The sequence below is a fragment of the Sphingobium sp. CECT 9361 genome, assembly GCF_918741285.1.
GTDB lineage: Bacteria > Pseudomonadota > Alphaproteobacteria > Sphingomonadales > Sphingomonadaceae > Sphingobium.
In genome coordinates, this window is record NZ_CAKKNC010000007.1 from 142,081 (window position 1) to 161,094 (window position 19,014).

Consider the following 19,014-nt stretch of genomic DNA (forward strand, 5'->3'; position numbering starts at 1 on the left):
GTCAGCCCTCGGCGCGTTTGCGCCGCTGTCTTACCGGGCGCAAGGCGCGCTGCGTATCTATAACGATGTCGTTCGCCAGCAATCGCTTTATCTCCGCCCGGGTCTTGGGCTGACAGAGCAGAAAACCCTGCGCATAGGTGAAGCCTGCTTCGCGAGCGTATGTTTCCTGATCCTCGCTCTCGATACCTTCCGCGACCGTATCCATGCCAAGTTCTGCGGCAAGGAAAGCGATTGCGCGGACAACCGCCTGATTTTCCGGGCTATTCTGCACATTGTGCATGAAACTCTGATCGACCTTGATCGTATCGAACGCATAGGCGCTCAAATAGCTGAGCGAGGAATAGCCCGTGCCAAAATCGTCCAGCGCCAGCCGCAGCCCGATCTTGCGCAATTCCAACAACATCGCACTGGTGCGTGGCTGATCGTCCAGAAACACGCTTTCGGTCACTTCCAGTTCAAGCCGCTTGGCAGACAGGCCGCTGGCCATCAGATGCCCGATGACCATCCGCGGCAGGTCCGCCGCCTGAAACAGTGCCGGCGACATATTGACTGCGAGGCGGATATGCTCCGGCCATTCCGAGGCAGCACTGCATGCTTCCGCCAGCACCCAGTCGCTGATCTCGGTGATGATCCCGATGTTCTCGGCCACGGGAATGAACTCGGTTGGCGCTATGGACCCAAGCACGGGGTGCGACCAGCGGACCAAGGCTTCGCAGCCGACGAGCTTGCCGCTGCGCAAATCGAACATGGGCTGAAAATGCAACGAAAGCTGATTGTCCGGGATCGCACGCCGCAACCCGGTTTCCATGTCGTGAAGACGGTTGAACCGTTCCTTCATAGACCAGGTAAAGCTGACGGCGCGATTACGTCCAGTGCCTTTAGCCTGATACAGCGCCATATCGGCATGCTGCATCAACTCATCGACATCGCGCCCATCCTGTGGTGCCACCGCTATGCCCAGCGATGCCGTGATGGCCAGCGTATGCCCGGCGATTTCGAAACTGTGGCGGAAATAATCAATGACATCGGCAGCAATTGCCTGCGCCTCAGCACGATTGACATTGGGGCAGATCAGTATGAACTCATCGCCTCCGAAACGCGCCACATGGCCGCGCCCGTCCAGTGCCTCAGCCAATTTTTCGACAACCGCGCATAACAGATGATCGCCGATCATGTGCCCAAGCGAGTCGTTGATTTCCTTGAATCGGTCCAAATCCAGCCACAAAATGGCGACGGCATCGTTCGTGCGGCGGTTTTTGTCGAAAATTTCGCGCAGGCGTATCTGCATCGCCATCCGGTTTTCTACGCCGGTCAGGCTATCGAACCTGGCGAGTCTTTCGTATTTCACGGCTAGCTGCGATTTCTCGCGTTCGCCCTGCAGCGCGTCAATAACGATGCGGTGAGTCTTGACGCTGATTTCGGCGATGCCCACCAGCATCAAGACCATCATTACGGCCAGAATGCGGTAGATGAAATCGCCCTGCAACCACAATCCTGCAGCCGTGGGCAATATCATGAGCGAGCTTTGCCCTACCGCTATACGCACGCGCCCTGCATTTCTGCCGGAAATCGCCGCGCCATAACTGGCCGCAAGCGTGGCGACGAGCATGTGCACGACGGGATCGGTTGAACGCAGGAGCGCCAGGCACGACATCCCCCCCAGCAGACCGCCGTGGATCCAGCTCGCAGCTTCGAAACCTATTGCCCAAGCGCGTCGGCTGCCAAAGCCCCGCTCGACCGTGATCCGATCGGCAATCCACGCACAGGCAAGCCGCGCAAGACCGGCAATCGCCAAACCAATCGTCAACGCCAATATGATTCGATCTTGTAATTTCAACGCGACGATGATGCCGATGCCGGGGGCAATGGCACAGCCGATTATAAGCGCAAGGGGAGACGCATAAAGCGATTCGGCAAGCAATTGCTGCGCGTGAGCATCCACTCCCGCGTCGCGTCGAGCATGAATGCTCCACTGCTTTGCCTTATCCGTCAACTACACACTCCGTCTCTCGCCCCACCCTTGCCGCACAATGTGTTCCCTTTTGGTAAACTTCTGAATTGGCGTCGCTAAATTCCGGCGCGTGGTTCCTAGAGGCGATAGGTGAAAACGCGGTGAACGGAGGGAAAGTGCCCCTTCTTCTCGATAAAAAACGCTTTCCCTTTACCGTCGGCTCTCGGGCCTGATCGGGTCAGTACCCATTCTGATCGTTAGCCGGGAAGCAGCAGGCTCGAGTCGCCATAGGAATAGAACCGATATCCCTGTGCGATGGCATAGGCGTACGCTTCCTGCGTCCGCTGCCGGCCCATCAACGCGCTAACCAGCATGAACAGGGTCGATTTGGGCAAGTGAAAATTGGTCATAAGGCCGTCGACAGCGCGAAACCGATACCCCGGCGTAATGAAGATACGCGTCTCGTCGGCGAAGGGCCGAACGATGCCGTCCTCGCCGGTGGCGCTTTCCAGCAGCCGCAAACTGGTGGTACCGACAGCGATGACCCGACCGCCCGCGGCGCGAACCGCATTCAACCGATCCGCCGCAGCCGCATCGATCCGCCCCCATTCGGCATGCATATTATGGTCGGCGGTATCGTCGGCTTTGACCGGCAGGAAGGTACCTGCGCCTACATGCAAGGTCAGCGTCTGCGCAAGCACGCCGCGTGCTTCCAGCGCCGCCATCAGCTCCGGCGTGAAATGCAGCGCGGCCGTGGGCGCGGCAACCGCGCCATCTTCCCGTGCGAACATCGTCTGATAATCTTCGCGATCCTGCGCGTCGGTGGGGCGCTTGGCTGCGATATAGGGGGGCAAGGGCATCCGCCCGGCCCGCTCAAGTAGAATTTCGACCGGCGCATCGCCTTCGAAATTCAGCGTGATTGCGCCTTCATCGTCCTTCGCGCCAGCAATCGCCGTCACGCCTTCGCCGAAATCGATGCGGTCGCCTTCGCGAACGCGCTTGGCGTTGCGGACGAATGCTTGCCAGCTACGCAAGCCTAGTCGCTTGTGCAGCGTCGCGCCGATCCGCGCTTCGCCTCGCATCCCCTCAAGCTGCGCAGGAATGACGCGCGTATCGTTGAACACCAGGCAATCGCCCGCGCGTAACAGCGACGGCAGATCGGACACGATCCGATCCGCCATGCCCGCTGTCCCGTCCAGCACCATCAACCGCGCAGAATCGCGCGGCACCGCAGGGCGCAACGCGATCCGCTCCGGCGGCAAATCGAAATCGAACAAATCTACGCGCATCGACCAAATCCCCCTTTCCCCTTCAGGGGAGAGGATCGAGGAGAGGGGGTATCACATCGACACCCAATATTATGCCGTTCCCATCCGCTAGGAAAAGCGGCTTTCTTTACGGCTTGATCGGCGCGCTCAGATCCGCAGCGCTAGGCACCTTGGCGGGTGCAGGGGCGACGTTCAGATTAGCGGGGACAGCCTTTCCGTCGCTCTCGATCGAGGCCTGCACGATCACCGACGGATCGGCGGGCGGCTCGCCCACGGCGATGGGATCGATATATTGCATCCCTTCGATCACCCGGCCAACCACCGTATATTTCTTGTCAAGTTGCATCCGGGGCAGGAACAGGATGAAGAACTGGCTGTTCGCGCTGTCCTCGCTCGCCGCACGCGCCATCGACACCGTGCCGCGCAGATGCGGCATCAAGTTGAACTCCGCCTTCAGGTCCGGCAGCGGCGATCCGCCGGTGCCGTCCCCCTTGGGATCGCCACCCTGCGCCATGAAGCCGGGAATCACGCGATGGAACTTCAGGCCATTGTAAAAGCCCTGCCGCGTCAGCGTCTTGATCCGCTCGACATGGTTCGGCGCGATGTCGGGGCGTAGCTGGATGCGCACCCGGCCGCCTGTCGACAGATCCAGGTCCCATACATTGTCGGGTTCGACGGGCACGACGGCTGCAGGCACTTTCGCCGCGCCCTCTTCGCCCAGCTTCTTGGCGTTTTCAGCCGCGATGGCCGCAGACTCAGCCTTCTTGAGCTCGTCGGCCCGCCCGCCGCCGCCCTGCGCCATAGCCGGTGCCGCCGCGATCGCCGCAAGCATGAACGTGCCTGTTATGCACGCCGTCCTGAAACCCTTTAACAACGCCATGTTCGTCCTGTCTCCAGCGGAGGAATAGGTGGTCCGCACCATCGTGCGGATAAGAAAAATACTATGAATGGACCATGAGCGGTCGCCTCATGTGCCCTTTCGCCCGATGCGCTCTACGCGCTCTGCCACTTCCTCGCAAACCTTGGGACTTACGAATTTGTGGATGGGTCCGCCGAACAGCGCGATTTCTTTGACCAGACGGCTTGCAATCGGCTGCAGCGACACGTCGGCCATCAGGAATACGGTCTCGATGCCGGCATTGATCTGCTGGTTCATGCCCGCCATCTGATACTCATATTCGAAATCCGCGACCGCGCGCAGGCCGCGAATGATCATGCTGGCCCCTTCCCGCTCGGCAAAGGTCATTAACAGCGCGTCGAACGCCACCACATGGATTTCGGTGTCGATGTCGGCGCATTCACGCTTCACCATCTGCATCCGCTCATCCAGCGTGAACATCGGAGATTTGCTCGGATTGGTCGTCACGCCGATCACCAGCCGGTCGACTAGCTTCGCGCCACGCCGGATGATATCCATATGCCCCAGCGTCACGGGATCGAACGTGCCGGGATAGACGCCCACGCGCGGTTTCAGTCTCTCGCTCATCGGTCACGCTCCACTACATAGTCCGCAATCGCACGCAACAGGTCGGCTTCCGCGCCGAACCCATGCAAATGCGCCTTCGCCTGATCCACCAGCATCCGCGCCTGTTCGCGCGCACGCTCGACACCCAGCAGCGAGACGAAGGTTTCCTTGCCCGCTGCCGCATCCTTGCCCAATGCCTTGCCCGCCAGATGGGCATCGCCTTCCACGTCCAGAAGGTCGTCCGCAATCTGGAACGCCAGCCCGATATCGCGCGCATAGCCATGCAGGCTCGTGCGACCCTCTGGCGGGATCCGGCCCAGAATTGCCCCCGCCTCGACACAAAAGCCGATGAGCGCACCAGTCTTTAGTTGTTGTAACCGCGTGACCGTCGGCAGATCGAAGCCGGATTTCTCCGCCTCCAGATCCATCATCTGACCGCCCGCCATTCCGGCCGGACCGCTGGACACCGCCAGCGCCCGAACCAGTTCGCACCGCACGAACGGATCGGCATGGGTGCGCGGATCGATCAGCACTTCGAACGCTAGATCGTGCAGGCAATCCCCGGCCAGGATCGCCGTCGCCTCGTCGAATGCCTTGTGGACGGTCGGCTTGCCGCGGCGCAGATCGTCATTGTCCATCGCCGGCAGATCGTCGTGCACCAGCGAATAGACGTGGATGCACTCGACCGCCAAGCCCACACGCACCGCCGATTCGGCCGCCACGTTGAACAGGTCTGCTGTCGCCTTAACCAGCATCGGCCGCATCCGCTTGCCGCCGCCAATGGCCGCATGGCGCATCGCTTCATACAGGCGCGCACGCGCATCGTCGGGCACCGGCAGCAGGGAATCGAACGCCTTGTCGATGGCGATGCCGACTTCCCGCACCGCAGCGTTCAGCAGATCGCTCTTTGCCACAGATGCGCTCATGCCGACTTCCCCCAAAACTCAGCGTTCAATTGGCGTCGAAGGGCTGCGCCCCGATCGCGTCGCCTGCCGGATTGAGCGTCAGCTTCTGAATCTTCGCCTCGGCATCGGCCAGCCGCCTGGTGCACTGGGCCCTCAACGCTTCGCCCCGCGTATAGAGCGTGATCGATTCCTCCAGCGGCGCGTCACCGCTTTCCAGCTTGCGTACGATGCCTTCCAGCTCGCGCAACGCATCTTCGAAGGACAAGGCGGCAACGCCTTCGCTCTCTATGGTGTTGGTCTCCATGACAGAAGCATTGGCGGGGGCCGAGCCTATGGTCAACCCCGCCCGTTAATCGCGCAGACAGCCGTCATGACGAATGATCGAGATACGCCACCCAAGTGTAACGAAAAGGTCAAGCCGCGCCGCAATATAGATAAGGTCAAAAATACCATTTTTCCGTTGACGCACTATGCTGCAACCGCACATACGAGGTTCCGTCATGAAACATCATATCCCCCTCCTCGCCGTCGCTGCCCTGATCTCGCTTTCCGCGTGCAGCAAGTCCGAACCTGAAGTCGTGGGCGGCCCCGCCGACCCGATGGCTGAACAGATCGCCAACGCTGCGCCTGTCGAATTGCCGCCTGCCGTGAAGGCCAGCAAGCAGTATCGTTGCAAGGACAACAGCCTGATTTTCGTCGACTTCCTGTCCGACGACAAGACGGCCAACCTGCGCACCGAAAAGAACGGCACGCCCACCAAGCTGACGGCTGCCGAAGCCGGTGGCGCTCTGAAGGCCGATGGCTATGAAGTCAGCGGTCTGGGAAGCCCTGTAACGATCACCGTTCCCGGCAAGAGCGCACAAAGCTGCAAGGGCTAAGTCCCTTCCTCCTTCTCAACCCATCAGGGCCGGACGCGAAAGCCTCCGGCCTTTTTCTTTGCGCGACAATCATGGCGCCTGCCGTGAAGGTTGCCCAAATCCCCACGCCCCGCTAAACGCGCGCACATGTCCAGCACCGCACCCGCCATCACCCCCGAAATCGTCGCCGAGCATGGCTTCAACGAAGAGGAATATGCCCGCGTCCTGAACGCTCTGGGGCGGGAGCCGAACATTACCGAACTCGGCATATTCTCGGTCATGTGGTCGGAACATTGCAGCTATAAATCCAGCCGCATCCACCTGAAGAATCTGCCAACGACTGCCCCCTGGGTCATCTGCGGTCCCGGCGAGAATGCAGGCGTCATCGACATCGGCGCAGGGCCGAACGGCACGAAACTCGCCGCCATCTTCAAGATGGAGAGCCACAATCACCCGTCCTACATCGAACCCTATCAGGGCGCGGCAACAGGCGTAGGCGGCATCCTGCGCGACGTGTTCACCATGGGCGCGCGCCCGGTCGCGAACATGAACGCGCTGCGCTTCGGTCGCCCGGATCATCCCCGGATGCGCCACCTCATCAGCGGCGTGGTGCGCGGCATCGGCGGCTATGGCAATTGCGTCGGCGTTCCGACCGTGGGCGGCGAAGTCAATTTCCATGCGGCCTATGACGGCAATATCCTGGTCAACGCGATGACCGTCGGCATCGCCGAGCAGGACAAGATTTTCTATTCCGCGGCCTCCGGCGTCGGCAATCCCATCGTCTATGTCGGCTCAAAGACCGGCCGCGACGGTATCCACGGTGCAACCATGGCCAGCGCCGACTTCGGCGAAGACTCGGACGCAAAGCGCCCCACTGTGCAGGTCGGCGATCCCTTCACGGAAAAGCTGCTGATCGAAGCCTGCCTCGAACTCATGGCGTCGGACGCCATCGTCGCCATTCAGGATATGGGCGCCGCGGGCCTCACCTCCTCCTCGGTCGAAATGGCAAGCAAGGGCGGCGTCGGCCTCCTCCTCAACATGGACATGGTGCCGCAGCGCGAAACCGGCATGTCGGCTTATGAAATGATGCTGTCCGAATCGCAGGAACGGATGCTCATGGTCCTGAAACCCGGCAAGGAAGCCTTTGCCGAAGCGATCTTCCACAAATGGGAACTGGATTTCGCGGTCATCGGCGAAGTCACCGACACGGGTCGCATGGTCCTCACCCATCATGGCGAAACCGTGTGCGACATCCCGCTCGCCCCGCTGGCCGACGACGCGCCGCTGTACGACCGCCCGCATGTGCCGACGCCCAAGCGCGCACCGCTGACCGACATTCCCGCCAGCACCGACATCGCTGCGGACCTCGTCACCCTGATGGGCAGCCCCGACATCGCCAGCCGCCGCTGGATCTGGGAACAATATGACCACATGGTCGGTGCGGATACCCTGCAGCGCCCCGGTGGCGACGCCGCCGTCGTCCGCATCCACGGCACCAATCGCGCGCTGGCGATCAGCACCGATTGCACCCCGCGCTATTGCTACGCCGACCCATTCGAGGGCGGCAAGCAGGCGATTGCCGAATGCTACCGCAACATCAGCGCGGTCGGCGCGCTGCCGCTCGCAGTCACCAACTGCCTCAACTTCGCCAACCCGCAGCGCCCCGAAATCATGGGCCAACTCGTGGGCTGCCTTGACGGCATGGGCGAAGCCTGCCGCGCGCTCGACTTCCCGGTCGTGAGCGGCAACGTCTCGCTCTACAACGAAAGCAAGGCCACCGGCGGCGGCAGCGCGATCCTGCCGACCCCCGCCATTGGCGGCGTCGGCGTGCTGGAAGACATCGACACGATGGCGACCGTAGCGTTCAAGGCGGAAGGCGAAGCGATCTTCGTCATCGGCGACAATAACGGCCATCTTGGCCAGTCGCTCTGGCTGCGCGAAGTGCATGGCCGCGAAGACGGCCCGCCCCCGCCCGTCGATCTCGCCAAGGAAAAGGCCCACGCCGCATTCATCCGCACCCTCGTCGCGGATGGCAAGGTCAGCGCCGTGCATGACGTGTCCGACGGCGGCCTGCTCGTTGCCGTGGCCGAAATGGCGATGGCCGGCAACATCGGCGCGACACTGGAAGAAATCGGCGACCACTTCACGGCATTCGGCGAAGATCAGGCGCGCTATGTCGTCACCAGCAGCGTGGCGGACAGCATCCAGGCCGCAGGCATCCCCATGACCCGCATCGGCACCACCGGCGGCGACGCCCTCGTGCTCCACGGCAAGAGCATCGCCATCGCCGACCTGCGGGATGCGCATGAAGGCTTCTTCCCCGCCCTGATGGACGGCTGAACAGATTGATTAAGACTTATCCGGGTGCATTTTTCTGAACTCGGTGCTGAACGAACCCCAGGACAGGCGGGCTGAAATATCCTTGGTCACCATGTCGGTCACACTTGAATCGCTACCATCGAGATTACGCTCACGATAATTTTGCCACCAAGGGAAACGACGCCATATACCCGTCGCAATCGGATCGTCGGTAATCTGAATGGTGATACGTTTGAGCGTTACGCCGCGACCGAAGCTGGCGGCTAGATCGTATGGATCGACGCTTTCAACGGTGTCGGGATTACGAATGTCTCGAAAACGCACAAGCAACGGATAGTCGTCTTCAGGCAGTTCGAAATGTAACTTCTCTCTCTTCCACGTCGGCCACGCCAGCTTCCATGTTTCATGCCAACTCGAATGCTGACCATATTCAGTAATCAAGCGATTGCGCATGATGAAGAATGGCAACTCACCAGAGTTGAGCGTTTCCATGAGCGCGAAAAGCGTACCGCCCGGCAGGTCAATGGCAACGGCCTCCCCCCGAATATCCCCATCGAACCGTTCCATGAGCGGAAGACAGCCAAGCATCCCGCAAACGCGCTTCCCATACCGATGATCCGGACACTAGGCCTTGCGGCGTTTCGATGTACAATGTGATGCGGTAACGGATGCAATCTTCTCGTTCGAGGATCGAACAGTTTGACAGAAATGGCAATAGAAGCAGGCAACCGCCTTGCAAAAGGGCACGGCGGCGTGGCGCGAATGATTGTCCGATCAATTTAGCAACCATCCCGCCATTAACCTATCGTTTCGCTTCTTAGCTCGGCACAGTGATATAGCGACAAATTGTCAATTATCTCTTTTGCTTACAGATCAAGCGAACGGCGCATTTTGCCCTGTCCTACATCCCCGCCCCGCTGCTACATTCGCGTCGGCTCTTTGAAACCCCGGCGTTTTTAACGTCCCCTCCCATCCCCCACACGCGCGATGTTAGAGAAGTTACGGATTAAATCCGCGTCACCCGCGCGAACAGCACATGATAATCGTCGCGCGCGCCCTCTGCGTCGAATATCGCCATCACGCGCCGCAAAGCCCGCGCGCCCAGCGGCGCGCGGCCCGGCGTCGGCACGCTCGCACCGATGCCCTTAAGGTGCGTCATCAACCCCCGCGCGCTGTCCCATTCAACGGGATACTCCTCGTCGAACGCAAAGGCATCGGGATACGCCGCCAGCATGGACTGCAACGCCGCCAGCGACGGATAGTCCGCCACTCCAGCCGCAACCCCGCACGCCGCATGCGCAGCGCGCCAACGCGCAAAGCTCTGCTCCCCCATGGTGGAGAAGATCAGGCTTCCGCCCGGCCGCAGCAATCCATTCAGCCGCGCCACGGCCAGCGGCAAATCGTCGAACCACTGAAAGGCAAGGCTCGACAGGATGAGGTCGAAATGCGGGCCGTCGAACCATGGCGACTCGCCGTCCATCGGCAGGAACGTTCCCGCGATCATCGCCCCATCCGCCGCCCGCGCCACCATGTCCGCTGCCAGATCGGTCGCGACCAGCTTGGCGCTAGGCCAGCGCCCGCCAATCTCCCGCGTCAGCAAACCCGTGCCGCAACCAATCTCCAGGATCTGCGGCGCATCGGGCAGGGAAAGCAGGGACGCCAAATCGGCCACCGTCCTTGCCGCGATCCGCTGCACATCGGCATGGTCGTCATAGCCCGCCGCCGCTGCGCCGAACGCTGCCGCTATCTTGTCCTTCCGCTCATCCGCCATGCCTACCCTCTTGCAGAACCGTCGGCGGATTTCCACCGTCTCGCGCTCTCGCTATGAGTATCGGATCATATTGCATCGGGGGGCATAGATGACGGCAGGATATTCCGGCACGCCACTGGCAAAGAAACTTTCGCTCAAGTCGGGCATGCGGGTCTGGTTCGATGCCCTGCCCGAGAGTGTGCGTGCAGAAATTGTCGATGCCGCCCTCACCCTGCATGAGTGCTCTGTCCCGGAAGCGCCGCTCGACGCCGCTCATATTTTCGTGACCGAACGGCAGGCCATGGAAGCGCGCATTGCCACTCTTCGTCCCCTGCTCGCCCCCGCCGGCTTCCTATGGATCAGTTGGCCCAAAAAGGCATCGAAGGTGCCAACCGACATAACAGAGGATATAATTCGTGCGGTCATCCTTCCTAACACAGACCTCGTTGACGTAAAGGTTTGCGCCGTCGATACCACATGGTCGGGCCTCAAGCTCATGATCCGCAAGGATAAGCGCTAAGGTCACTTTCCGTAGCCCAGTTTGTGACGGTGGACCCAGCACCGAAAAAGGATAAGAGCGGCCGCATGCTTCCCGACACCCGCATTCTCCCCCTCGATGCCCTGCGCGGTTTTGCCGTGATGGGCATATTGATGCTGAACATCATCGGCTTTTCCATGCCTGAGGCCGCCTATATCAATCCGGCGGTCTGGGGCGGCACGGACTTTCCCAACATTGCGGCATGGTTCACCGCCTTCGTGCTGTTCGACGGCAAGATGCGGGGGCTGTTCTCGCTCCTTTTCGGCGCATCCATGCTCCTCATCATCGAACGCGCCGAAATCAGCGGGCGCGACGGGCGGCGCGTCCATATTGTGCGTGCAGCGTGGCTGTTCGCTTTCGGCCTCGCGCATTATTTGCTGCTGTGGTGGGGCGACATATTGATGATCTATGCGATCGTCAGCCTGATCGCACTGCTGTTTATCGGACGCCCACCCCTGAGCCTCGTCAAATGGGCATTTGGCGCGTTTCTCGTGCATTTCGTGATCCTCGTGACGTTCATCGTCAGCGCCTACGCCTTTGGCCACGCCGCCGCAGAACCGGGCGCATCCGCACAGGTTGTGCAAGGCTTCGGCCAGATGATCGACAGCTTCGGCAGACCCCGAACGCCAGCCATCGCGCAGGAGGTCGCGCTCTACCGCTCCGATTATGGTACGATCTTCGCCGCTTCCCTGAAAGCACTGCCGGACAAAACAACCCTGCTCATATACTTCACGTTCGACACGCTCGGCTTCATGCTGCTTGGCATGGCGATGCTCAAGGGCGGCTTCCTCAACGGGCAGTGGCCCATCGACCAGTATAGCCGCACCGCCCGCCACTGTTTTCTCATCGGCCTGCCCCCCACCGCTGCAATGGCGATTTGGGTTATTGTGTCCGGCTATGATCCGCTTGTGGCCTTCGGCGTATTCCTGAGCTGGTCCTTTCCATTCCGCATACCGCTGACGGTCGGTTACGCGGCGCTGTTCATGACGTGGATATTGCGCGCACCGGATAATCCTCTGATCCTGCGCATAGCTGCGGCCGGGCGCATGGCGTTCAGCAACTACCTTGGCACCAGCTTGCTAATGACCGCGATATTCTACGGATGGGGCGGCGGACTGTTCGGCCATGTCGACCGCGCGCATTTGTATTTGTTCGTATTCGGCGCCTGGGCGCTCATGCTTCTCTGGTCGAAGCCGTGGCTGGTTCGATTCCATTTCGGCCCCTTCGAATGGCTCTGGCGATCGCTGGCACGGGGCGAGATGCAGAAAATGCGACGAATTCGCAATTAGGCGCTAGTTTACTATTGCGACCTATTAGCAGGAAGGCTACTTCGGTGTCAGGAGATGGCACATGGTTGTTTGTATCTGCAATGCGATTCGCGAAAAAGACCTGCGGGAAGCCGCGCGTGACGGATGCGATACGCCTTGCAGCGCTTATGCCAGGTTCGGTCGGCGCCCAAAATGCGGGCAGTGCGTACCGTTCGCGCGAACCATTATCGCTGCAGAGCGTGCGACTGCATAACATTCGCATGTAAGAAAACGGCGCATTTCTGCCGTTTTTTAGGTTACATTCTGTAGACTTAACATTATGGTCGTTGCTCGCGAAACAAGCTGGAGCATGTCCCATGAAGGGCGACCCCAAGGTCATCGACTATCTTAACGACGTGCTCAAGAATGAGCTGACCGCGATCAATCAATATTTCCTGCATTACCGCATCCTCAATCACTGGGGCGTGAAGAAGCTCGCCAAGTTTGAATATGAGGAATCGATCGACGAGATGAAGCACGCCGACAAATTGGCTGAGCGCATCCTGTTTCTGGACGGCCTGCCCAATTTCCAGCTTCTCGGACGGCTCAAAGTCGGCGAAAATGTCGAAGAGATTTTGAAGTCCGATCTCGAACTTGAATATGAAGCATTGCCGCCCCTCAAGGACGGTATCGCCTATTGCGAGTCTATCCGGGATTATGTGACGCGCGATCTATTCGCCGACATCCTTGAAAGCGAAGAAGAGCATATCGATACGCTGGAAACCCAGTTCGAAATGATCGAACGCATGGGAATTCAGAACTACATTCAGCTTCAGTCGGAAGCTGCGGAAGACTGACGCGAGTGAGCCTAGAGACGCGTCAGCCCCTGGGTAGGTTCGAGCCTACGCCCGAACCCGCCGGGGCGGCGTGTCACAAGTGGATTTGAATCGGCTTCAAGAGCAGCAATCGTTTCCGCGAAACAGCCACGCAGCGCAACGACGATCTCGATCAGTTCTTCGGGACTTTCGTGATATTCCACGCAACGTCGCGCCACCATTTCGATTTCTTCGGCCATGTCGCCCAGACGTTCCGCGCCAAACTGCCGCGATTCCCCCTTCAACGTATGAGCAGGCAGAACCAAAGCAGTGGCATTGCGCGCACGCATAGCTTCCTCGATCGCGGCGACCGATTTAGTCCCGTCTTCTTTGAAATATCCCAATATCCGAACGAAATCGGTACCAAGCTCTGCGCGCGCTTGTGCAAAGTCCGTAAAGTCGATCAGCTTGGCGTCCATATGTGACACGTTCGATGCTCCCAAAGGCGCAATCATGCGCCCACTTGAATCGATGTGTAATATGAGAGGGGTAAATGGAGCGTTAAATCGCCATAAATGAGCCGTTTAAGAGCGTGTTGGCCTCTCCAGCCTGAAAGCTGGAGCGCGATCATCGGCTATACGCGCTATCTCCCAACCTTGTTGCTCTGCCAACGCTGCCAGTTCGGTCGGCGCTATCGGATCGTCCGCCAAAACCATGACCGCAGAGACATCGCGCATGGCGCGTGCCGCCCTAAGTGCTGGCCACGGACAGCGCATGCCGCGCGCATCGATAATCGGCACGTCGCTCACAACAACTGGCGTCAGTTATCGAACGGGTTCTTGGAGCTTCGCAGAGTCAGGCGAACAGGAACCGCGCCGAAGCCCAGTTCCCGTCGGATACCATTCACCAGATAGCGACGATAGCTTTCCGGCAGAATTTCGAGTCGCGTCCCGAAGATGACGAAGCTTGGTGGGCGCGTCTTGATCTGCGTAATATACCGCAGCTTGATCCGCTTACCGCCCGGCGCGGGCGGTGGATTGTTTTCCAGCGCCGTTTCGAACCAGCGGTTGAGCGCGCCGGTAGACACACGCTGCGACCAAGCCGTGCGCGTTTCGAATGCGACCTTGATCAGATCGTCAATGCCCTTGCCGGTGACAGCAGACACCGTCATCAGCGGTACGCCGCGCACCTGCGCCAGACCGTCCTCCAGCGCCTTCTTGATGCCCTGATATAAAGACGAGCCATGTTCGGCGACGTCCCATTTGTTGATTGCGATGACAAGGGCGCGACCCTCTTGCAAAACGCGATCGGCGATCCTTAGATCCTGGGATTCCAAACCCAGAGTGGCGTCCAGTAGCAGCACAACGACTTCGGCAAAATTGACAGCATTCATGCCATCGGCCACCGCTAACTTTTCCAGTTTGTCCTGCACCTTTGCATGCTTGCGCATACCGGCAGTGTCGATCAGGCGGACGATCCGATCCTCGCCTTCCGGAGACGTCCATGTCCAATCGACCGCAATACTGTCGCGCGTGATCCCCGCTTCCGGTCCCGTGATCAGCCGATCCTCACCCAATATGCGGTTGATCAGCGTCGACTTGCCTGCGTTGGGACGGCCCACAATGGCCAGCTTGAGCGGCGCGCTCTCATCGTCTTCGTAGAATGCAGGAGGATTGTCCGGTGTATTGGTTTCGTCTTTTTCCAAATGCGGACGCAGCGCCTCGAACAGTTCCACCAAACCCTGGCCATGCTCGGCAGACAGTTCGACGGGCGCACCGAAGCCTAGCGCATAGCTTTCGATCACGCCGACATCGCCTGCTTTGCCTTCGGCCTTGTTTGCGACCAGCACGACCGGGGTATTGCCGCCGCGCAGCCAGCGTCCGATTTCCTCGTCCAACGGATTTACGCCATCGCGTGCATCGAACATGAACAGTGCTACGTCGGCTTCTGCCACCGCGGCCTCGGTCTGTTGGCGCATCCGGCCCGGAAGGGTGTGCGGATCTTCGTCTTCATAGCCTGCGGTGTCGACCACGCGGAAATCCATACCCACCAGCGTGGCATCCCCTTCACGCCGGTCGCGCGTCACGCCGGGACGGTCATCGACCAGCGCCAGTCGCTTGCCGACGAGACGGTTGAAAAGGGTGGACTTGCCCACATTGGGACGCCCGACAATGGCTACTGTGGGCAACATGGCCGCTTCTATTCCTTAAAAAACAAATGCCGCTCGGTCGGCGCCTGCCGGAATATCTTCCATGGGGCGCTGACCGAACGGCCACAACTATAGGGCGTGAGCGGGCGTTACCGCAATGCTGTCAGCTTGCCGTCATCCGCAAGAATATACAGCGTATTGTTAGCGACAACGGGCGACAATGACATGGAGTGATCCATGTCTTCCGCCTTCTGGACCGCGCCGGTGGTCGGATCGACATACAGCATGTCGCCCTGCGTAGATACCAGGATCAATCGATTGCCCGCCAGCACGGGGCCGGTCCACCGAATCGCGCCCGTCTTCTTCTTGGCCTTGCGCCAACGATCAAGCTGACTGATCCAGCGAATGTTGCCCGTTGCGCGCGCCACGCAAAGCAGCTTGGCGTCATCGGTGACGACGAAGACCCATTCGCCGACGACCCATGGCGTCGAAATGCCAGCAATGTTGATTTCCCACAAACGCTGCCCGCTGGTGAGTTCGTAGGAAGCCATGCGTCCGCCCTGCCCGATGGCAAAGACACGTCCGCGGTCGATCACTGGATCAGCGTCGATATCGGTCAGCGTCGCAACAGCCGTCGAAATGCTGGTCCGGGACAATGCGTCTCCCCAAAGCGTCCGACCATTTTCATAACGGTAGGCATTGAGTTCGCCTGAGCTATACCCGGCCAGCACGGTGCCTTGCGCCGCGGCCGGAGCGGCTACGCCAAACACGGCGGTCACTTGCAGCGTAGCGGACTCAGTCCATTGCGTTTCGCCATCGCTCTGGTTGAGAGCGAAAATCTGATTGTCCTGGCTCATGACATAAGCATGGCCGTTGGCTAGCGTCGGCGCGCCGCGCAATGGACCGCCGGGACGCTTTTTCCAGACGATTGAACCGTCGGCAACATTGAGAGCCACGACATCGCCTACCCCGGTGGAAGCGAAGACGCGATCGCCCACGACGCTGACGCCGCCACCGAACAGCGATCTGCCATTGCCCTCGGCAGGCAGTGCGGTCTGCCAGAGACGGGCACCGGTCCCGGCGTCCATAGCGATGACCCGCGCTTCTGCATCCATCACGAACAGCTTGCCGCCGGATATCACAGGCGATGCGCCCAGTCGGGCGCGTGGCGTGCTACCACTGATTGTCGCGCTCCAGGCTTGCGCAGGCGATGCACCCAAAGCAACATGCCCCATCGCCTTCGACGGATTGCCGCCATGCTGGGACCACTCGTCATTCGCCACCGCTTCGGGAAGGGTGATGGCAACTTCGGCCAGTGCGGGATCGACCTCTACGCCTTGCTCAGTGGACAGAATCGAGGTGCGCTTACCGACGACCGGCGTCTTCGGCCCGCCCTTCTTTCCGCCGATTATGCCACATCCGCCCAGCAACGCGATGCCAGCCAGCAGAGCACCGCTCCGGATCAATTTACTGCGCATTGTTGCCGCTATCCTCATTTTCAATCGCTTCGATTGCATCGATACCCAATAAGCCCGCCATCTGTCGCGCACGTGAACGGATCGTCTGCGGCACAGTTTTGTCCTTGGCCATGGCTGCAAAAATAGGCCCTGCCAGATCGGGCTTGCTCATCTTCATGTAGGCAATAGCCGTCATTTCACCTGCGCTGCCGAACCAAGGATCGCCAGCGACCGCCAATGGCTTCATCCGCGCGACGATATCGGCAGGCTTCATCTTGTCGAACTCAATCGACGTCTGCCGCACCAGCGCGAGATCGCGATAAGGCTGGTCAAGGCTCGTGTCCGCTGCCATCGCCTTATAGATGGCCAAAGCGCCCCCAGTATCGCCCTTACCTGCAGCGACTGCCGCCTTCGCCAATTGCGCGGCTGCGCGATAACCCGACTGGTCCGCTTTGCTCAGAGCGTCCAGCTTGGCCGCATCGGGCACACCGCCAGCAGCCACCACATCAAGCACCTTCGCCATTTCCTCGGCGGTCTCACCGGACTTGCGGGCGCTGTGATGCTCCCAATAGAGCCAACCGGCGAATGCGATCAAACCCGCAACGATCGCGCCAACGACCCAGCGGCCATAATTCTGCCAAAAGCGCAGCATCCGATCCTGTCGGACGGCGTCATCGACTTCGCGCATAAAGGCTTCATTGGGTTGTGGCGTAATGGCCAACATCGCTCTCCGGTACTACAGCAAAACAGGGGGGAATTGGCCGCGGACCTTAGCGATCCGTTGCCTTTGCGCAACTTACTTTTTCGGACGATACACCTGTTCGTCAGTGGGAAAGCTCCGGTCGCGGACATCGCTGGCGTAGCGCGTCGCCGCACCAGCAATCATATCGCCCATTGCTTCATAGCGTTTAACAAACCGCGGTACACGGTCGAACATGCCAAGCATGTCCTCGGTCACCAAAACTTGCCCATCGCACCTGGCTGAGGCGCCTATCCCGATGACCGGACAAGGCACTGCGGCTGTGATCGCATCGGCGACATCTTCCAATACGCCTTCGACTACCATGGTGAAACATCCCGCTTCCGCAACCACTTTGGCATCGCGCAGGATTTTGGCGGCTTCCGCGTCGCTGCGTCCCCGCGCGCCATAGCCGCCCAGCGCATTGACCGCTTGAGGCGTTAAGCCAACATGCGCGCACACAGGAATGCCCCGCGCCAACAAGAAGGCGATCGTTTCCGCCATGGCTTCCCCGCCCTCCAGCTTTACGCCAGCCGCGCCGGTTTCTTTGAGGATTCGCGCGGCACTTTCGAACGCCTGTACCGGGGACGCCTCGTAACTGCCAAACGGCATATCGACGATCACGACCGAGTGATAGCTGCCACGGACAACAGCGGCGCCGTGTGCGCACATCATGTCGAGGCTGACCGGGACCGTCGAGGGCAAGCCGTAGATTACCTGACCCAACGAATCTCCAACAAGCAGAAGATCGCAGTGCGGATCAAGCAATTGTGCCATGCGGGCGGTGTACGCCGTCAGCATCACAATAGGCTCTGCGGTCACTCCATCCGCCTTTCGCGCACGGATCGCCGGAACGGTGAGACGTTTCATTGGCGCAGGCGTGGGGTTGGCGCGGCTGGTCGATGTATCGATGGTGAAAGTCGTGGACATGGCTGCGCTCTACCCCAGCCGCAAAGCAGGCGCAAACCAAGTAAGGATTAGTCGTCCTTGTCAGGCAAGAGTTCGGGAACTTCCGCTTGAGCCGCCTTGTTGGGTGCTGCCGGGAAAGCACAGCCTTTGTTCAGGCCCATCCCTTTCAGAAATGCCCGGCGGACAGACCCGGCATACACTGCCGCTTCGACGCGGCGCTGCTGTTTGTCTGCGCCAGTAATGACCCGCACCAATCCGAGTCCCGGCAAGATCGACCTGACGACTTCGCCAGCAGCGGTAGCAGCCAATGCCGATCCTTCACCTTTTTTCTTCTCCGGCGCATCCGCGTCGGGGCCAAGTGCGGTACCCAGCTTCAATACTTCCGCACTGATCTGTTTGCATGTGCGCATATTTCGGGTGGAATAAGGCGCACTGGCGGCCAGTTGCAAGATCTCCGGGATCTTGTCATCCTTGATCCGCGTATCGCGCAACGGTTGAGTTACGGCGCGCTCTACCTTGCTTTGATTCTGTGCATGGACCGGCGTTACCAAGACAAATGGCAACAGGATAAAGAAAGCTTTGTAACGCTGCATGTAGGACCTCCACTGACGATTATCGTATCGACTGCGGAAGGAAACGCGGGAG

At 60.0% G+C, this 19,014-nt stretch carries 21 protein-coding genes; 6 read left to right on the forward strand and 15 right to left on the reverse strand.

From position 1 onward, the window contains the following. Position 1: 1 nt before the first annotated feature. The 6 genes from LQ220_RS12150 to LQ220_RS12175 all read right to left on the reverse strand — a co-directional run bounded on the left by LQ220_RS12150 (position 2) and on the right by LQ220_RS12175 (position 5,893). Positions 2 to 1,993 (reverse strand): EAL domain-containing protein, encoded by a 1,992-nt coding sequence (locus LQ220_RS12150; protein ID WP_230188551.1) that lies wholly within the window; start codon positions 1,991 to 1,993, stop codon positions 2 to 4. A gap of 215 nt (positions 1,994 to 2,208) precedes the next feature. After that, complete coding sequence (queA, locus tag LQ220_RS12155; RefSeq protein WP_230188552.1) at positions 2,209 to 3,240, reverse strand: tRNA preQ1(34) S-adenosylmethionine ribosyltransferase-isomerase QueA; 1,032 nt, start codon at positions 3,238 to 3,240, stop codon at positions 2,209 to 2,211. Between the two features lie 106 nt (positions 3,241 to 3,346). Next, complete coding sequence (locus LQ220_RS12160) at positions 3,347 to 4,099, reverse strand: peptidylprolyl isomerase (RefSeq protein ID WP_230188553.1); 753 nt, start codon at positions 4,097 to 4,099, stop codon at positions 3,347 to 3,349. Positions 4,100 to 4,186: 87 nt separating this feature from the next. Further along, a complete protein-coding gene (gene coaD, locus LQ220_RS12165) occupies positions 4,187 to 4,705 on the reverse strand; it encodes a pantetheine-phosphate adenylyltransferase (protein ID WP_230188554.1) in 519 nt (172 codons plus the stop codon). Beyond that, positions 4,702 to 5,610: a polyprenyl synthetase family protein gene (locus LQ220_RS12170; protein ID WP_230188555.1), complete on the reverse strand. Its 909-nt coding sequence runs from the start codon at positions 5,608 to 5,610 to the stop codon at positions 4,702 to 4,704. Before LQ220_RS12170 ends, coaD begins: the two co-directional genes overlap by 4 nt. 25 nt (positions 5,611 to 5,635) lie before the next feature. Beyond that, a complete protein-coding gene (locus LQ220_RS12175; RefSeq protein ID WP_230188556.1) occupies positions 5,636 to 5,893 on the reverse strand; it encodes an exodeoxyribonuclease VII small subunit in 258 nt (85 codons plus the stop codon). 196 nt (positions 5,894 to 6,089) lie between these two features. On the opposite strand from LQ220_RS12175, the gene LQ220_RS12180 reads away from it, so the two are divergent. Both LQ220_RS12180 and purL read left to right on the forward strand, forming a co-directional pair. Next, positions 6,090 to 6,467, forward strand: a complete 378-nt coding sequence (locus LQ220_RS12180; RefSeq protein WP_230188557.1) for a hypothetical protein — start codon at positions 6,090 to 6,092, stop codon at positions 6,465 to 6,467. Between the two features lie 126 nt (positions 6,468 to 6,593). Continuing rightward, positions 6,594 to 8,786 carry a phosphoribosylformylglycinamidine synthase subunit PurL gene (gene purL / locus LQ220_RS12185; RefSeq protein WP_230188558.1) on the forward strand — a complete coding sequence of 731 codons (2,193 nt, stop codon included), beginning with the start codon at positions 6,594 to 6,596 and terminating at the stop codon, positions 8,784 to 8,786. A 9-nt stretch (positions 8,787 to 8,795) separates the two neighbouring features. Here purL and LQ220_RS12190 read toward each other — a convergent pair whose 3' ends face one another. Both LQ220_RS12190 and LQ220_RS12195 read right to left on the reverse strand, forming a co-directional pair. Then, the gene (locus tag LQ220_RS12190) at positions 8,796 to 9,332 is read right to left on the reverse strand and encodes a hypothetical protein (protein ID WP_230188559.1); all 537 of its coding nucleotides are present in this window, start codon (positions 9,330 to 9,332) and stop codon (positions 8,796 to 8,798) included. A 439-nt stretch (positions 9,333 to 9,771) separates the two neighbouring features. Beyond that, positions 9,772 to 10,536, reverse strand: a complete 765-nt coding sequence (locus LQ220_RS12195; RefSeq protein WP_230188560.1) for a methyltransferase domain-containing protein — start codon at positions 10,534 to 10,536, stop codon at positions 9,772 to 9,774. An 88-nt stretch (positions 10,537 to 10,624) separates the two neighbouring features. Between LQ220_RS12195 and LQ220_RS12200 the strand changes: the two genes are divergently transcribed. From LQ220_RS12200 to bfr, 4 genes are all read left to right on the forward strand, one after another. Continuing rightward, entirely contained in the window at positions 10,625 to 11,035 is a 411-nt protein-coding gene (locus LQ220_RS12200; RefSeq protein ID WP_230188561.1) for a hypothetical protein, read from the forward strand. 65 nt (positions 11,036 to 11,100) lie between these two features. Continuing rightward, the gene (locus LQ220_RS12205) at positions 11,101 to 12,342 is read left to right on the forward strand and encodes a DUF418 domain-containing protein (RefSeq protein ID WP_230188562.1); all 1,242 of its coding nucleotides are present in this window, start codon (positions 11,101 to 11,103) and stop codon (positions 12,340 to 12,342) included. Between the two features lie 61 nt (positions 12,343 to 12,403). Continuing rightward, entirely contained in the window at positions 12,404 to 12,574 is a 171-nt protein-coding gene (locus tag LQ220_RS12210) for a (2Fe-2S)-binding protein (RefSeq protein ID WP_230188563.1), read from the forward strand. A gap of 103 nt (positions 12,575 to 12,677) precedes the next feature. Further along, complete coding sequence (gene bfr, locus LQ220_RS12215; RefSeq protein ID WP_230188564.1) at positions 12,678 to 13,157, forward strand: bacterioferritin; 480 nt, start codon at positions 12,678 to 12,680, stop codon at positions 13,155 to 13,157. 11 nt (positions 13,158 to 13,168) lie between these two features. On the opposite strand, the gene LQ220_RS12220 is transcribed toward bfr, so the two are convergent. From LQ220_RS12220 to LQ220_RS12250, 7 genes are all read right to left on the reverse strand, one after another. Next, the gene (locus LQ220_RS12220; RefSeq protein WP_230188565.1) at positions 13,169 to 13,603 is read right to left on the reverse strand and encodes an Hpt domain-containing protein; all 435 of its coding nucleotides are present in this window, start codon (positions 13,601 to 13,603) and stop codon (positions 13,169 to 13,171) included. Positions 13,604 to 13,699: 96 nt separating this feature from the next. Continuing rightward, a complete protein-coding gene (locus LQ220_RS12225; protein WP_290369038.1) occupies positions 13,700 to 13,924 on the reverse strand; it encodes a sulfurtransferase TusA family protein in 225 nt (74 codons plus the stop codon). A gap of 11 nt (positions 13,925 to 13,935) precedes the next feature. Continuing rightward, positions 13,936 to 15,306, reverse strand: a complete 1,371-nt coding sequence (gene der / locus LQ220_RS12230) for a ribosome biogenesis GTPase Der (protein ID WP_230188566.1) — start codon at positions 15,304 to 15,306, stop codon at positions 13,936 to 13,938. Positions 15,307 to 15,413: 107 nt separating this feature from the next. Next, on the reverse strand, positions 15,414 to 16,742 hold the full coding sequence (locus LQ220_RS12235) for a PQQ-binding-like beta-propeller repeat protein (protein WP_230188567.1): 1,329 nt from the start codon (positions 16,740 to 16,742) through the stop codon (positions 15,414 to 15,416). Beyond that, the gene (locus LQ220_RS12240; protein ID WP_230188628.1) at positions 16,732 to 17,442 is read right to left on the reverse strand and encodes a tetratricopeptide repeat protein; all 711 of its coding nucleotides are present in this window, start codon (positions 17,440 to 17,442) and stop codon (positions 16,732 to 16,734) included. Before LQ220_RS12240 ends, LQ220_RS12235 begins: the two co-directional genes overlap by 11 nt. Positions 17,443 to 17,517: 75 nt before the next feature. Then, on the reverse strand, positions 17,518 to 18,390 hold the full coding sequence (gene panB / locus LQ220_RS12245; protein WP_230188568.1) for a 3-methyl-2-oxobutanoate hydroxymethyltransferase: 873 nt from the start codon (positions 18,388 to 18,390) through the stop codon (positions 17,518 to 17,520). 47 nt (positions 18,391 to 18,437) lie between these two features. Then, the gene (locus LQ220_RS12250; protein WP_230188569.1) at positions 18,438 to 18,962 is read right to left on the reverse strand and encodes a hypothetical protein; all 525 of its coding nucleotides are present in this window, start codon (positions 18,960 to 18,962) and stop codon (positions 18,438 to 18,440) included. Positions 18,963 to 19,014: the final 52 nt, after the last annotated feature.

What these genes read in the sequence shown, in the direction of transcription:
- LQ220_RS12210 (WP_230188563.1), top strand. Translation starts at nt 12,404, where the DNA reads ATGGTTGTTTGTATCTGCAATGCGATTCGCGAAAAAGACCTGCGGGAA.
- LQ220_RS12205 (WP_230188562.1), top strand. Translation starts at nt 11,101, where the DNA reads ATGCTTCCCGACACCCGCATTCTCCCCCTCGATGCCCTGCGCGGTTTT.
- LQ220_RS12200 (WP_230188561.1), top strand. Translation starts at nt 10,625, where the DNA reads ATGACGGCAGGATATTCCGGCACGCCACTGGCAAAGAAACTTTCGCTC.
- queA (WP_230188552.1), bottom strand. Translation starts at nt 3,240, where the DNA reads ATGCGCGTAGATTTGTTCGATTTCGATTTGCCGCCGGAGCGGATCGCG.
- LQ220_RS12250 (WP_230188569.1), bottom strand. Translation starts at nt 18,962, where the DNA reads ATGCAGCGTTACAAAGCTTTCTTTATCCTGTTGCCATTTGTCTTGGTA.
- coaD (WP_230188554.1), bottom strand. Translation starts at nt 4,705, where the DNA reads ATGAGCGAGAGACTGAAACCGCGCGTGGGCGTCTATCCCGGCACGTTC.
- panB (WP_230188568.1), bottom strand. Translation starts at nt 18,390, where the DNA reads ATGTCCACGACTTTCACCATCGATACATCGACCAGCCGCGCCAACCCC.
- LQ220_RS12180 (WP_230188557.1), top strand. Translation starts at nt 6,090, where the DNA reads ATGAAACATCATATCCCCCTCCTCGCCGTCGCTGCCCTGATCTCGCTT.
- LQ220_RS12170 (WP_230188555.1), bottom strand. Translation starts at nt 5,610, where the DNA reads ATGAGCGCATCTGTGGCAAAGAGCGATCTGCTGAACGCTGCGGTGCGG.
- LQ220_RS12235 (WP_230188567.1), bottom strand. Translation starts at nt 16,742, where the DNA reads ATGCGCAGTAAATTGATCCGGAGCGGTGCTCTGCTGGCTGGCATCGCG.
- bfr (WP_230188564.1), top strand. Translation starts at nt 12,678, where the DNA reads ATGAAGGGCGACCCCAAGGTCATCGACTATCTTAACGACGTGCTCAAG.
- LQ220_RS12190 (WP_230188559.1), bottom strand. Translation starts at nt 9,332, where the DNA reads ATGGAACGGTTCGATGGGGATATTCGGGGGGAGGCCGTTGCCATTGAC.
- purL (WP_230188558.1), top strand. Translation starts at nt 6,594, where the DNA reads ATGTCCAGCACCGCACCCGCCATCACCCCCGAAATCGTCGCCGAGCAT.
- LQ220_RS12160 (WP_230188553.1), bottom strand. Translation starts at nt 4,099, where the DNA reads ATGGCGTTGTTAAAGGGTTTCAGGACGGCGTGCATAACAGGCACGTTC.
- LQ220_RS12195 (WP_230188560.1), bottom strand. Translation starts at nt 10,536, where the DNA reads ATGGCGGATGAGCGGAAGGACAAGATAGCGGCAGCGTTCGGCGCAGCG.
- LQ220_RS12175 (WP_230188556.1), bottom strand. Translation starts at nt 5,893, where the DNA reads ATGGAGACCAACACCATAGAGAGCGAAGGCGTTGCCGCCTTGTCCTTC.
- der (WP_230188566.1), bottom strand. Translation starts at nt 15,306, where the DNA reads ATGTTGCCCACAGTAGCCATTGTCGGGCGTCCCAATGTGGGCAAGTCC.